The sequence below is a fragment of the Kaistella sp. genome, from assembly GCF_049588135.1.
In the GTDB taxonomy this organism is placed as follows: Bacteria; Bacteroidota; Bacteroidia; order Flavobacteriales; family Weeksellaceae; genus Kaistella.
Window position 1 is genome coordinate 1 of the sequence record NZ_JBAVFG010000197.1, and the last position, 15104, is coordinate 15104.

The 15104-nt window shown below is 34.6% G+C and carries 10 protein-coding genes; 6 read left to right on the top strand and 4 right to left on the bottom strand.

Annotated features, from left to right (window positions below; all coding sequences use genetic code 11):
• The first annotated feature begins 297 nt into the window (after nt 1–297).
• From WBY99_RS10840 to WBY99_RS10855, 4 genes are read left to right on the top strand one after another with little or no spacing between them, the layout of a single operon-like run.
• Complete coding sequence (locus tag WBY99_RS10840) at nt 298–1572, top strand: hypothetical protein (RefSeq protein ID WP_423976350.1); 1275 nt, start codon at nt 298–300, stop codon at nt 1570–1572.
• A gap of 3 nt (nt 1573–1575) precedes the next feature.
• A complete protein-coding gene (gene lptC / locus WBY99_RS10845) occupies nt 1576–2166 on the top strand; it encodes an LPS export ABC transporter periplasmic protein LptC (RefSeq protein ID WP_423976351.1) in 591 nt (196 codons plus the stop codon).
• Nucleotides 2167–2196: 30 nt separating this feature from the next.
• A complete protein-coding gene (locus tag WBY99_RS10850; RefSeq protein ID WP_423976352.1) occupies nt 2197–3243 on the top strand; it encodes an anhydro-N-acetylmuramic acid kinase in 1047 nt (348 codons plus the stop codon).
• A gap of 27 nt (nt 3244–3270) precedes the next feature.
• Nucleotides 3271–4794: a nitrilase-related carbon-nitrogen hydrolase gene (locus tag WBY99_RS10855; protein ID WP_423976353.1), complete on the top strand. Its 1524-nt coding sequence runs from the start codon at nt 3271–3273 to the stop codon at nt 4792–4794.
• An 88-nt stretch (nt 4795–4882) separates the two neighbouring features.
• On the opposite strand, the gene WBY99_RS10860 is transcribed toward WBY99_RS10855, so the two are convergent.
• From WBY99_RS10860 to WBY99_RS10875, 4 genes are all read right to left on the bottom strand, one after another.
• Nucleotides 4883–7312: a TonB-dependent receptor plug domain-containing protein gene (locus tag WBY99_RS10860; protein WP_423976354.1), complete on the bottom strand. Its 2430-nt coding sequence runs from the start codon at nt 7310–7312 to the stop codon at nt 4883–4885.
• A 34-nt stretch (nt 7313–7346) separates the two neighbouring features.
• Nucleotides 7347–8156, bottom strand: a complete 810-nt coding sequence (gene kdsA, locus WBY99_RS10865) for a 3-deoxy-8-phosphooctulonate synthase (RefSeq protein WP_423976355.1) — start codon at nt 8154–8156, stop codon at nt 7347–7349.
• 154 nt (nt 8157–8310) lie between these two features.
• Entirely contained in the window at nt 8311–8835 is a 525-nt protein-coding gene (locus WBY99_RS10870) for a DUF1697 domain-containing protein (RefSeq protein WP_423976356.1), read from the bottom strand.
• 73 nt (nt 8836–8908) lie between these two features.
• Nucleotides 8909–12394 (bottom strand): DUF2723 domain-containing protein, encoded by a 3486-nt coding sequence (locus WBY99_RS10875; RefSeq protein WP_423976357.1) that lies wholly within the window; start codon nt 12392–12394, stop codon nt 8909–8911.
• 226 nt (nt 12395–12620) lie between these two features.
• Between WBY99_RS10875 and WBY99_RS10880 the strand changes: the two genes are divergently transcribed.
• Complete coding sequence (locus WBY99_RS10880; protein ID WP_423976358.1) at nt 12621–13658, top strand: PLP-dependent cysteine synthase family protein; 1038 nt, start codon at nt 12621–12623, stop codon at nt 13656–13658.
• 99 nt (nt 13659–13757) lie between these two features.
• Nucleotides 13758–15032: an aminotransferase class I/II-fold pyridoxal phosphate-dependent enzyme gene (locus tag WBY99_RS10885; RefSeq protein ID WP_423976359.1), complete on the top strand. Its 1275-nt coding sequence runs from the start codon at nt 13758–13760 to the stop codon at nt 15030–15032.
• Nucleotides 15033–15104 lie beyond the last annotated feature (72 nt).

The window sequence follows — 15104 nt, forward strand, 5'->3', positions numbered from 1 at the left end:
CAATTCATGCTTCAAAGATAAATATTTTTGTTGGATGGTGATAAATGAAATAGCGATCTTTATCGATAAACACTTTAGCACAAATTAAATTAGAAATGTTAAATTTTGCAAATTTGCTTTTGGTATGATTAAAGAAAAATTATAGTATTTTATATTAGGCATAACAATGCCAGAAAGCAATATTGAAAAATATTGTTGTAAAAACTAGATCGACTAAGCTTAACAAACTTTAACCAAAGATACTTTCACAGTTCAGTATTATTTAGGATATTTGCGCATTATTTTTAAAAATAGAGAATGAAAAGATTTTTTGTATTACCATTGATTGCTGCGGGTTTTTTACTTCATGCACAAACGATTGGTAATTCTCCATATGCTGCCTTTGGAATCGGTGATGTAAAATACGATAATACAACTGATATCAGTTCAATGGGTGGCATTTCTACTGCATATATTTGGGATTTCAACAACAATTTTAATTTCAGCAATCCTGCAGCCAATAAAAATTTAGAATTAACCACTTTGAAGATTGAAGGAAGTAATGAAAATAATTTTTTCAAATCGAACTACAATAATATAAGTGTTACCAAGCATTCATCATATTTGTCTAATTTAACGATTGCTTTCCCAATTTCGAATAAAGTAAAATTCGGGATGGGTTACCAACCTTATAGTTCAAAACAATATACCAATTTAACGTCGGAAGTTTTGTCAGGTGGAAATATAAAAAGGAATCTTAATCATGGCGAAGGGACATTGAATACGGTTCAAGCTGCAGTATCTTATCAGATTACACCAGAGTTTGCGATGGGTCTTCGATCTAATTTCATTTTTGGGAATTTATATGATATTAATGAATTGATTTTTTCTGATGCAGAATTAATCAACGGATATGAAACAAAAAATAAAGTTAAAACCTTTAATTTCACGTTGGGTACAGCATATCAAAAAAAACTTCAGAGAGATAAAAAACTAACTTTAGGAGCAACTTATACTTTCGGAAATACCGGTCAAATGGAAACCCGATATATCAATAGTACTTATTTTTATAGTACAGGATTCGCCAAAAATAACGAAAGTATTATTGAGGAAAAATTCAGTGAAGATAAAAACTTGATTCCTATGGAACTCTCTTTTGGAGCAGGTTATGGTAAAGATGCCAAATGGTTTTTAGGAACTCAGTTGGATTATAAGAAAGGAGAAACTATTCAGTTTTTAGGGAAACCATTTGCGAACGAAAACTCTTATAAAATTTCTGCCGGAGGTTGGTATTTACCAAATTATAATAACTTCAGAAATTATTTTTCACGAGTTACTTATAGATATGGAGCGTATTACGAAAAAGGAAATTTAGTATTTAACGGAACCAATATCAATCAATTTGCGATTACTGGCGGAATGTCCTTGCCTTTCGAAAATAGAAGTGCAAGCAGAATGAGCGGTATCGATTTGGGACTTGAAATAGGAAAAAGAGGAACATTGGATAATAATTTGATCCGTCAGAATTTTGTTAACTTAAAAATAGGAATTAATTTTGCAGACAAGTGGTTTAATAAACGACTTTATGATTAAAAAATGAATTTCAATAAAGAAATAATATATAAAAATATAGCCGGCTTTTTAAGTTGTGCTATATTTTTTGCTTTAATATCCTGTGACGAAGATCTCGCAAAAATCAATAAAAATAAAAACACCAATTTCCCGTCTCAAATCATCAATAATGCTAATATTGTACAGCGGGATTCTGGGATCATTAAATTGCGAGCGACTGCCCCACTCATCGAGAAATATGAATATATAGATTCACCATATATCGTTGCCAGAAAAGGAATTAACATTCTTTTCTATGATAAAAAGAAACCTGATACCCCTGGGAAAATCTCTGCGAAATATGCGAAATTTAACGAAAAAAAGAAATTTTACGAGGCTAAGGGAAATGTAAAAATCATTAGCAATGAAAATCAAATGTTTGCGATGCAATCGGTGTATTGGGATCAGGTAAAAAAAATTATTTACACCACAGATACGGTTTACGTTACCGATAAAGATGGCTCAACTTTGATTGGAGCAAACGGAATGAGAGCCAAAGACGATTTCTCGGAATATACTTTCTATAACAATTCTGGCGACATCAATGCCAAGAAAATCCCCGAAAAGAGCAAATAATTTTTCGTAAATTCGGAGAAATATTTCTCTATGACTTTTCATGCAATTGGTTTAATGTCGGGCACCAGCCTTGATGGTTTGGATATTTGTTTCGCAAAATTCACCAAAGAAAATAGCCGTTGGAGTTTCGAAATTCTGAAAGCGGAAACTCTTTCTTATTCTCAAATTTGGGAAGAAAAACTCAAGAATTCGATTCACTTTAATTCAGAAGATCTTTTAGCTTTAAATTCGGAATATGGATTTTATTTGGGCGAAAAAACCAAAGAATTTATCGAGAAATATTCTTTAAAAAACATCGATTTAATCGCTTCTCACGGACATACCGTTTTTCATCAACCTCATAGAAAATTCACTTTGCAAATTGGTGATGGGCGCGCGATAAAAATCATCAATCAAATTCCTGTGGTTTACGATTTCCGGAGCCAAGATGTTTTGATGAACGGAAACGGTGCTCCACTCGTTCCCATCGGCGATGAACTCCTTTTTTCTGAGTTTGATGCGTGTCTAAATCTCGGTGGATTTTCGAATATTTCATTTAATAAAGAAGGAAAAAGAATCGCTTTTGATATTTGTCCAGTAAATATTGTTTTGAATAAATTCGCAAAAACTTTCAATAAAAATTACGACGAAAACGGTGATTTTGCAAGAAACGGAATCGCGAATCAACCGCTTTTATCATCATTAAATTCAATAAAATTCTACCAAGAAAGCCCGCCGAAATCTTTAGGAATCGAATGGGTGAATGAAAATATTTCCCCTATATTAAAAGAGGAATCTGCGGAAAATATTTTAGCCACTTTCACAGAACACGCTGCATTTCAAATTGCTAAAATTTTTAATGAAAATAAACTAAAACGAGTTTTATTCACGGGCGGCGGAACGTACAATAATTATTTGTTAGGAAGAATCAAACATTATTCTGAAACTGAAATCATCCTTCCCAAATCTGAACTTATTGATTTCAAAGAAGCTTTACTCTTCGCATTCATGGGAGTCTTAAGAATAAATACCGAAAATAATATTTTAGCTTCTGCGACCGGGAGTTTCCAAAATCACAGTTCAGGACTTATTGTTTAATCAAAATGAATTAAAAAAAATAAAATTATGCATATCGATATTAGACCTTTGCAAATTAGCGATTACGACGAATTGAAAGAAACGATGCAGAAAGCATATCCTGCAATGTCGGAAAGTATTTGGTCGAAAAAAAGTATTCAAAAGCTCATTAAAATTTTCCCAGAAGGACAAATTTGCATCACCGTTGACGATAAAATTGCAGCGGTTTGTTTGTCGCTCATCATTCAATATGAACTTTTTGGCGACGAACATACTTACAAAGAAATCACGGGAAATTATACTTTCAACACGCATTCCGACACCGGAAATGTTTTATACGGAATTGAAGTTTTCGTAGATCCTGAGTTTCGGGAATTGCGATTGGCTAGAAGATTATACGATGCCCGAAAAGATTTGTGCGAAAAATTGAATTTGAAATCGATCATTGTAGGTGGCAGAATTCCGAATTATCATTTGCACAGCCACGAACTTACGCCTCGGCAATACATTCAACAAGTTCGAAAAAAAGAAGTGTATGATCCAGTTTTGAGTTTTCAGTTGGCGAATAATTTCTTGCCAGTTCGGGTGCTGAAAAATTATCTTCCTGAAGATTCTCATTCCAAAGAAAATGCGGTTTTGTTGCAATGGAATAATATTTATTACAGCAAAAAGCCAAATACCATGCAGGATTCCGTGATTCGTTTGGGATTGGTTCAGTGGCAAATGCGGCATTTCAAAGATCTTGATGCGTTTTTCGAACAAGTAGAATTTTTCATCAATGTAATGGCGGATTATAAATCGGACTTCATTATGTTCCCAGAATTCTTCAATACGCCTCTACTCGCTCCTTTCAATCATTTAAGCGAAAGAGAAAGTATGTTTAAATTGGCTGAATTCACCGAAGAAATTAAAAATAAACTATCGCAATATGCCATCGGTTACAACATTAATATTATTGGCGGAAGTATGCCTTTGGCAGAAAACGACGAATTGTATAACATCAGTTATTTGCTTCATCGCGACGGAAAGATTGATGAACACCGCAAAGTTCACATCACGCCGAATGAGAAAAAATGCTACGGAATGAAAGGTGGCAACGAAATAAAAGTGATTGATACCGATTGCGGAAAAGTAGGATTGGTGATTTGCTATGATGTGGAATTCCCAGAATTACCAAGGATTTTGGCGGATCAAGGAATGAAAATTCTATTTGTTCCTTTTCTTACCGATACGCAAAATGCTTACATCCGAGTTCGTCATTGTGCGGCCGCAAGAGCCATTGAAAACGAATGTTATGTTGCGATTGCAGGTTGTGTAGGAAATCTTCCGGGGGTGAATAATATGGATATTCAGTATGGGCAAGCGGCGGTTTTCACGCCTTCTGATTTTGCGTTTCCTTCGAATGCAATTAAAGGCGAAGCAACGCCCAATACCGAAACTACCTTGATTGTGGATGTGGATTTGAATTTGCTGAAAGAAGTTCATCATTACGGTGCAGTACGCACAATGACCGATCGCCGAAAAGATTTATACGACACGATTTCATATACGACCGATTTGGAAACGGAATAAAAAAATCCCGAAATTAAATTTTCGGGATTTTTAAAGGATTTAGACGATTGATTGTAAGTCTTTTATCTATTTTATTTTATCTCCTTAATTACAATTTGAATTCCAATTTCGCATTAAAAAATCTTCCTGTCAAACGGACCGGAACCGGATAATTATATCCCGTAGAAACATCATTCACCCATTGATTTGCAACAGTATTGCTAATATTGAAAGCATTGAAAATCTGAATACCTAAAGTCAGTTCTTTGAAATTGCCCCAGAAACCACCGTTTACTTTATTGTCTTTTTGATCGATGAAAACTTTGGATAAACCAATGTCAACTCTTTTGTAAGAAGGCAAAGTCCGCTGGTATTTGTAAGGTGCCTCGAAATCTGGTTTGCCGTTTGCGTCTAAAGAAATTGGCGTTCCGGAAGGCAATCCGTTAGAATAATTTAAAGTTAAATTCACTCTCATTGAAGGAAATTTCGGCATATAATCTTGGTAAAACATTGAGAATCTGAAACGTGGATCAGTTGGTCTTGGGATATAACCTCGCCCGTCGATATTTTCGTAAACTCTGGCATAACTCGCAGAAATCCAAGAATCTACACCCGGAACAAATTCACCGAACAGTCTTGCATCAACACCATAGGCGTACCCTTCAGAATTATTTAAACCAGAATATCGAATTCTCACATTATCCAAATAATATGGAATCAAATGATCCATTTTCTTGTAATACAATTCAGTTGTTAATTTAAACGGACGTTCAACCATTTTGAACTCATAATCGTTTTTTAAGATAACCTGCATCGAACGTTGTGACTTTATACTTGGATTAAAGTTACCATCAACATCTTTAATCTCTTTGTAGAAAGGAGCTTGATAATAAATACCTCCGGAAACGGTAAACAACATATCCATCTCCCAGTTTGGTTTTAGTGCGATTTGTCCACGTGGAGAAATAATCGTTTCATCATTGAAATCCCAATGAGAAGCGCGAACTCCAGCATTTACGAAAATACGGTTTTCACCCCAATAGAATTTCTTAGAATATTGTGCGTAACCAGAAAGTCTGGTTGGTTCAATATGATTGGTTCCAGAAATACTGTAACGCAAACGAAGTTGAGAAGGATCCAAAGTCCCAGGATCCACATAGCTTCTTGGCGTGCTATAACCCAAAGAATCTACCAATTGCCATTCGTTGGTAAGATCTTGTAGATTTTCTTTTTCGAATTTCAAACCTACTTCAAAATCAGTATTTACGTCCGGTGAAAATTTTGTCTTTAATTGTGCGCCATAAGTTTTCACCAATAAATCATTTCTCGCATGATCGATTTGCCCGCCCACATCGTATGAAGTAATTGGCGCACCAGTAATCGGATCGAAGGTTTGCAGCATATAAGCAGATGCAACCGAATAATATTCTCTTTCACGGTTTTGGTAAGCGAAATTATCTAAAGTAAAAGCCCATTTTTTATTGGGTTTAAAATTAATGGAAGCCGTTCCCATCATGTTTTTATATTTGTCATCTTCTTTTCCATTGTAGAAAACGCTCAATTTTAAAGGCGATTGCAAAGTCCCGAATTCCACTTCTTTTACTTTTGGAATCATTTCATAATCGTTTTTACTCCAATAACCGATGAAAGAAAAACCCCATTTATCATTCAGTTTATAATTAATGTAAGTCTGGAAATCCATGTATTGTGGATTGAAATCGGTATCTTCATTCAAAGTATTTAAAACTAAATTAGTGTTTCGGTAACGACCAGAAATCATCGCGGACAATTTTTTATCCTTTGAGACAAAACCGGTCGTAAGCCTTCCACCAATTAAACTCGCTTCACCGGAAAGTTCAAATTTCGTGGGTTGACGGTAATAAATGTTTAAAGCTGAAGACATTTTATCGCCGTATTTCGCTTCGAAACCACCGGCAGAAAAATTAATCGCCTGAACCATATCAGGATTAATAATACTCAATCCTTCCTGCAAAGAATTTCGAATTAAAAACGGACGGTAAATTTCAATATCATTAATATAAATAAGGTTTTCATCGTAGTTTCCACCTCTTACCATATATTGCGAAGAAAGTTCGGCATTGGAATTTACAGAAGGTAAAGTTTTCAAAAGCCCTTCTACACCACCAGAAAGGGAGGCGACTTGCTGTGCTTCTTTGGAAGAAATTTCAATCGAAGTTAAATCGGTGATTTTGGGTTTTCCTTTTTTCTGAAATACCACTTCCTGAATTTCGGTTTCCCGCTCCGTTTTCACAAACAAAACATTTACGTTTTGAACTTTCGGATTGATTTTAATATTTTTATTAAAACCTCTGAAACTCGATTTCTGTACCGATAATAATTGCTCAGAATCAGCAATTGGAATCTTTACAAAACCCTTAGCATCAGTGGTGAAATTTTGATTATTATAAGAAACATTAGCCTGTGAAACAGGATTTCCATCATTATCTAAAACCTTCAGATTAATTTGCGAAAATGCGAAAATTGGCATTAACGCCAAGAGTAAAAGTGTTTTTTTCAATGCTAAAAATTTAGATTTTAAAGATAACAAAAAATTAAAGAATCGCTTCTCTTACCCGAGTTAATTTCTGAAGCAAATCTTCTAGTTTATCGAGTTGAAGCATATTGGCGCCGTCAGAAAGTGCGACACTTGGATCTGGATGCGTTTCGATGAAAAGTCCGTCCGCGCCAACTGCAATTCCTGCTTTAGCAATGGTTTCAATCAATTCTGGTCTTCCGCCGGTTACGCCGGAACTTTGATTCGGTTGTTGCAAAGAATGTGTTACATCTAAAATCACAGGCGCATAATTTCTCATTGTTGGGATTCCTCTGAAATCAACAACTAAATCGGTATATCCAAAAGAATTTCCCCTTTCGATAATCGCTGTTTTTGGATTCCCAGAATCGGTTACTTTTTGCACCGCAAACTGCATAGATTCTGGCGAAAGGAATTGACCTTTTTTCAAACTCACACATTTTCCGGTTTTTGCAGCAGCGATTAATAAATCGGTTTGTCTAACCAAAAATGCTGGAATTTGTAAAACATCAACATACTGCGCTGCCAAAGCTGCGTGGTCGTTTTCGTGAATATCGGTGGTCGTAGGAATGTTGAAAGTTTCGCCAACTTTTTTTAGAATTTCTAAAGATTTTTCTTCGCCAATCGTGGTGAAAGAATCTACACGAGAGCGATTTGCTTTTTTGAAACTTCCTTTAAAAATATAAGGGATTTCGTATTTATTGGTCATTTCCACAATTTTTTCGGCGATTCTTAAAGCCATTTCTTCGCCTTCAATAATGCACGGACCGGCGATAAGAAAGAAATTTTTAGAATTTTTGTGGTGAATGTTGTCTAAGTATTGAATCATGAATGAGTTTTTTAAAATTTAAAACCAATTGAATGACAAAAATACGGATTTTTTTGATGTATTTATTTTTAAGTTTTGGCTGTGTTTAATAACAAATCGAGCTAATTCCGATAGCTAGCGGAATCGCTTCTATTGATGATTTATTGTTTTAGAACTAAAACTTTTTCACAATTTTTTCAATCGTATTCAAATTTCGGGAAGTCATTTTTTCTTTCAGCGATTTTTTGCCTAAAATTTTTCCGAAAGAAGAATCTAAAGTTTTTCCTTTCGGAACTTGCCAATAGAAAGTGTTTCCTACGATTTCGGCTTTTTCGTTTTCGGTTTTATCGGAATTTTCAAATTCTTGGAAAAGTGTTTTCTCTATATTTTCAATTCCTATAAAAACATAAATATGTAAGTCCTCGGATTTGGCAAAAGGATTATTTTCAAAAATCTGAATAATTTCTTTTTCATTTTTAATAAAAAGAAACGCTTTATAATTGAAATATTCCGACAATGATTTTTCTAAAATTTCTTTTAATTCAGAAACATTTAAATCCGAAGAAAATAAAATATTTCCCGTCGCTAAAACTGAAGAAATTTTGTGCATTCCCGTATCAGCAAACACTTTGCAAACTTCTGCCATTTTCATGGAAGTTCCTTTGACATTCACGCCGCGAAGAAATGCACAGTATTTCATTTTTATTATGAGTAATTGGTAATGAGTAATATTTGAAAATTGCTTATCACTCATTACCCATTGCTTATGGCTATTATTGTGTTGCTTTCATAATAGCGGCGGTGATTTGCGCCTCTTTTTCTTTGGCATAAGTGGAATCATAAGGATTCATAATGTCGAAAAGATAGGTGTAAAAAGGCGTTATTTTCTGAACTTTTTCTGATTCATTATATGCTTTTTCTTTACCCATTGTCTGCAAATCTTTAACAAAATTATTGAATTTTTTATCGATTGGCTCTAGTGATTTCACAAGATAATCATAGCCTTTCGATTTCTGTCCTATTTTCATGTAAGCGTCTGAAACAGCACCTACAACTAGAGAATATTCCATTGGTTTGGTTCTCATCTGTCTGCTTACAAAACGTTGTTCTTTGTCTGATAAACTCGTATAATAATCGTATTCTGTAAAGATTCCTTTTTTCAGTTCTTCAGCTAATTTTAGTCCTTTTTGTTCCTGCCCGGAAACGATATAACCGTAAACTATTGAACTTAAAGAACGTGGGTCATTATATTTGGCAACCGGAATTTCTCTGGAGGCTAAATCCAATATTTCTATTGCTTTTGCTTTTTGTCCAGAAAGTGATAATGCTTCTGCAGCACGACTTGCGGAACTTCTATAACTCACAATATTCTGGGTACAGGTTTCATCAAAATGAACTTTCAAATCTTTGAAATTTCCCCATTTGTAATTTTTCACAATATTATAAAGCGAGTTGGCATCTACTCTACCCATTTCTCCGTCTTCACGTTCTGTTGTTTTAATTGGAACCAATCGGTAACTGAAACCGTCATACTGTAAATAATCTCCTAAAAAGAAAAGATTTTCCGGATCATAAATTCCGCCTGAAGAGAAATTAATCGTTCGTTTCCAATCGAAGTTTGCAAGGATATCCATTAATAGCAAATTATTTTTGAACATGCTGTTTTTTTTATAATCAATGGTGATTTGACCAACAGTCTGCGCTAAATCTTTTTGTTCGATAGTTCCTGATTTTACAGCATTTTGTTTGTTGACAGGTAAAATAAATTTAGAAACTGGCAAGAAATTAAACTTCTCATATTTTGCTTCACCGAAAATCATTTTTAAAATTTGGTCTTTGTCATCAGATTTCATTTTAATAAAGTTGACAGCTTCCTTCAAAGTCATAGAATCTTGGGTGAGATATTTTCTGAACTCAGGGAAAACATTATCTGGCGCACCTTGCTCTTTCATGTTCGCAAAGATATTTCCCCAATCTTTTTTGCTCATCAAAAAGATTTGATCGTTCGTTCCGTCACGGTAATCTTCGTGCGTAAATACAGAAGGAACTGGCATTGAATTATAAGTTCTTCTCTTCACTTGATCGATATTCCAAGGAGTTGAAAGTAAGGTAAAATTCACCACTTTCACATCATCTCGAAGTCCTGAAGTTTCTTGCATTCCCCAAATCGGATAAGTGTCATTATCGCCATAAACAAAAAGAATATCGTTTTTTGGTAAAGATTTCAAAGTGGAATATGCGTAATCATAAGCGGTATATCTATTACTTCTATCATGAACATTATAATTCTGGAAACCCATCATCAAAGGAATTCCCATTAAAATTACTCCCGCACCAATATTTAAAGCATTTGATTTTACTTTTTCCTGCAAATACCATAATAAAGCTCCTGCTCCCAATCCGATCCAGATTGCAAAAGCATAGAATGAACCTACCATTGCGTAATCCCTTTCTCGAACCTCGAAAGGTTTTACTCCAGTATAGAAAATAATGCCGACACTGGTGATAATAAATAAGGACAAGATTGCATAGAATCGTCCAAAATCCCTATTGAGCTGGAAAAAGAAACCAATTAATCCTAAAATAAGTGGTAAGAAAAAGAATCTAACAGTACTTTCATTTTTAAATTTCGCTGGCATTTTACTTTGGTCACCATATAGTGCATTATCGATGAAAGAAATACCAGAAATCCAATTTCCTCGGTTATTTTCCATGTTTCCTTCGAGGTCGTTTTGTCTTCCAACAAAGTTCCACATTAAGTATCGTACAAAGTAATATCCGTTTTGAAAGGTGAAAAAATAATTTAAATTTTGTGCTAAAGAAGGTCTCTGAACATTGATTAAATTATAAGGTTTTACTTGTAAATAATCTGCTGCCTTAATGCTTCCTTCTTCATATTTTTTTCTTAAATCATCGAATATTTTATGAGCTTCAGGATTATCGGCAACATCTTCATTAGCGTAATTAAAGGAGAAATCTGGTGCGCCATACATGGAAATATAATTTTCCATTACCGATTTATCATCATTAAACATTCTCGGTAAAATACTCACTTGATCTTTGCTGTACATATAATTGAATCGTTCTCCTACTTTTCGGTACGATGCAGTTTTTTCATCCTTTTCATAAACATCGCCTGTTTTTTGGGTTTTATAGCTCCCATCTTCATTTTTCTGAATTCCATTAGCGTCTAAAGCTGCGGTGTAATTTTGACCATAAGAAGTTGGCCAATCACCATATTGCTCTCGGTTATAATAATCGAGCATACCGATGGCGGTATCTGGGTCATTCAAGTTCATTGGAGGATTTGCATTGGCTCTGATCGGAATCACCATCCAACATGAAAAACCAATCATCATATAAATCACAGAAAGAACTACGGTTTGATAAATCCCTTTTTTAGTTTTCCGAGCGTATTTAAGAGCGAAATAACAGATTGCAATTAAAATAATAAATGCGATAATCGTCCCGGAATGGAAAGGCAGCCCTATTCCGTTAACAGCAAATATTTCCATCTTTCCAAACAAAGTCATTATTAAAGGGAAAATACCTTTAAATACGATGGCTAAAATCCCTAATGTAATCCCATTTGCCCAAAGGAAACTTTTCCATGAAAATTCATAATTCCGAGCATAATAAATAAAACAAAGTGCAGGAATCACCAGCATTGCCATCATGTGAACTCCGACTGACAGACCTGTTACAAAGAATATTAAAATAATCCAACGTTCATTATCGGTCTCTAAATATTCATTTTCCCATTTCGTTACTAGCCATAATAAAAGTGCAATAAACATTGAAGCCATCGAATAAACTTCTCCTTCCACAGCTGAAAACCAGAAAGTATCTGAAAAGGTAAAACATAAAGCACCGATTACTCCAGCAAACAGAATGGAAATTTCCTGATGTTTTGTAATATCATTAAAATCTTTGTGAAGTAATCTTCGTACAAGATGCGTAATGGTCCAAAAGAGGAAAAGTATTGTAAATGCACTGAACAAAGCAGACATTGCATTAATAACAATCGAGTAATGCTCCCCATTACCAAAAGCAAACACAGCGAAAACCGCACCCACCAACTGGAAAAGTGCCGCTCCCGGAGCATGTGTCACTTCCAGTTTTACGGCTGAAGAAATATATTCCCCACAATCCCAAAAACTAAAATTCGGTTCAATGGTTGATAAATAAGTGAAAAATGCAATTGCGAATACCACCCATCCTAGTAAGGTATTCCATTTTTTAAAAGACCAATTTTTCATAGTAAATTTTCAATGTTGCGAAAATAAGGTTTTTAACTTATTATCTATTGATTTTAACAAATTTTAAGCAATTGGCTTGGTTTTTGAGAAATTGCAGATCGCAGAAATAGAGAATAATAAGATGACATTTCTCATGCATTGAAATACAAACATCAGTAATAATTGTTGACTTATTAATTTTTTAGTATTTTTGCATACGGTTTTAATAGACTAAAATGACTAAATAATGACTAATGTTCACGATAACATTCTTGGCTTAATTGGAAATACCCCTTTAGTAAAACTAAATAAAGTTACTAAGGAGATTCCGGCCACAGTATATGCTAAATTAGAATCTTTTAATCCCGGCCATTCTACAAAAGACAGAATTGCAATTCATATCATTGAAGCAGCTGAAAAAAAAGGCTTGTTGAAACCTGGTTCAACCGTGGTGGAAACAACTTCCGGAAATACCGGTTTTTCAATTGCGATGGTTTGTATTATCAAAGGCTATCAATGTATTCTTGCCGTAAGTGATAAAACAAAGAAAGAAAAAATCGCCTATCTAAAAGCTTTGGGTGCGACGGTTTATATTTGCCCTGCAAATGTAGCGGCGGACGATCCGAGATCTTATTACGAAGTTGCCAAGAGAGTGGCTTCTGAAACACCAAATTCAATATACATCAATCAGTACTTTAATGAATTGAATATTGATGCACATTACCGAACAACTGGACCCGAAATCTGGGAGCAAACAGGCGGTAAAATCACACACCTGATTGCTTGTACGGGAACAGGAGGAACTTTATCAGGTTCTGCAAAATTTTTAAAGGAAAAAAATCCTAATATAAAAATCATCGGTGTTGACGCTTCGGGATCCATTCTTAAAAGTTATCATGAAACCGGTGAAATTCATAAAGAAGACATTCATCCTTATCAAATAGAAGGAATGGGGAAAAACCTAATTCCATCTGCTTTATTGTTTGATAAGATTGATGAGTTCATTCGTGTAAATGATGAAATGGCAGCCTACAGAACCCGTGAAATTGCACTGAAAGAAGCAATTATGGGTGGTTACACCACAGGTGCAGTTACGCAGGGTCTTTTGCAATATGCAAATTCTCATGAATTTACTGAGGAGGATTTAGTTGTTGCTTTATTCCCCGATCACGGTTCAAGATATATCACTAAAGTGTACAGTGACAAATGGATGGCTGAACAAGGATTCACCAATAATTGTGTCCATAATTATGATGACGTTTTCAAAACCGAACTGATAAAATAATAAAAATCAAAAAAATTAGAATAAACCTTTTTGTAACAATCGAAAGGTTTTTTTTTAATTTAATTAAATTAACTTTGAGTATTAAACAATAAAATAATAATGAAAGATATTTTTGATCGCCTTAGAGAAAACCCAGGTCCATTAGGACAATTTGCAGATTATGCAGAAGGTTATTTTGTTTTCCCAAAACTTGAAGGTCCAATTGGTCCGAGAATGAAATTCCAAGGGAGAGAGGTGATTTTTTGGAGTGCTAATGATTACTTAGGGCTTTGTAACCATCCAGAAGTTTTAGAAGCAGATGCAAAAGCTGCCGCTGAATACGGTATGTTTTATCCAATGGGTGCTAGAGCGATGTCTGGTGAAACTGAACAACATCAGCAATTAGAAAGAGAATTAGCAGAATTCGTAAAAAAAGATGCCGCTTATCTTTTAAATTTCGGTTATCAGGGGATGGTTTCTACCATTGATGCTTTAGTTGGCAGACATGACGTTATCGTTTATGATTCAGATTCACATGCTTGTATTGTTGATGGAGTACGTCTTCACATGGGCAAAAGTTTTACTTATAAGCATAATGATATTGCGAGTTTAGAGAAAAATCTTGTGAGAGCGACCAAAGTTGCAGAAGAACAAGGAGGTGGTATTTTAGTGATTACCGAAGGAGTTTTCGGAATGCGCGGAATTCAGGGAAAAATCAAGGAAATCTGCGATTTAAAATCGAAATTCAATTTCAGATTATTAGTTGATGATGCACACGGATTTGGAACTTTAGGAGAAACTGGTGCTGGTGCTGGTGAAGAGCAAGGTTGCCAAGATCAAATCGATGTGTACTTCTCTACTTTTGCTAAATCAATGGCAGGCTTTGGAGCATTTATCGCAGCAGACAAAGATATTATTGGAATCTTAAAATATAATTTACGTTCACAGGTTTTTGCAAAATCTTTAACAATGCCAATGGTTATTGGAGGTTTGAAAAGATTAGAGCTATTACGTTCCAGACCAGAAATAAAAGCAAAACTTTGGGAAAACGTTCGTAAATTACAAAATGGTTTATCGGAAAGAGGATTCAATTTAGGAGGATCTAATACGTGTGTAACTCCAGTAATGATGGAAGGTTCTACCGTAGAAGCTACTTTACTTTCCAGAGATTTAAGAGAGAATTTTGGAATCTTTACTTCTGTAGTTATCTACCCAGTAATTCCAAAAGGAATGATCTTGTTGAGATTAATTCCTACCGCTTCACATACCGATTCTGAAATCAACGAAACCCTTGCTGCATTCGAAGCAATCCACGAAAAATTAGTTTCTGGATTTTATAAAGAGCAAGAGCAAAAATTATTGGAGGAAAAGCAACTTCAATTTAAAGAAGCATAAAATTTTTCAAAATATATTTTAATATAGACCGTTTGAAAAATTCAAACGGTCTTTTATTTTTAAACCAAATAC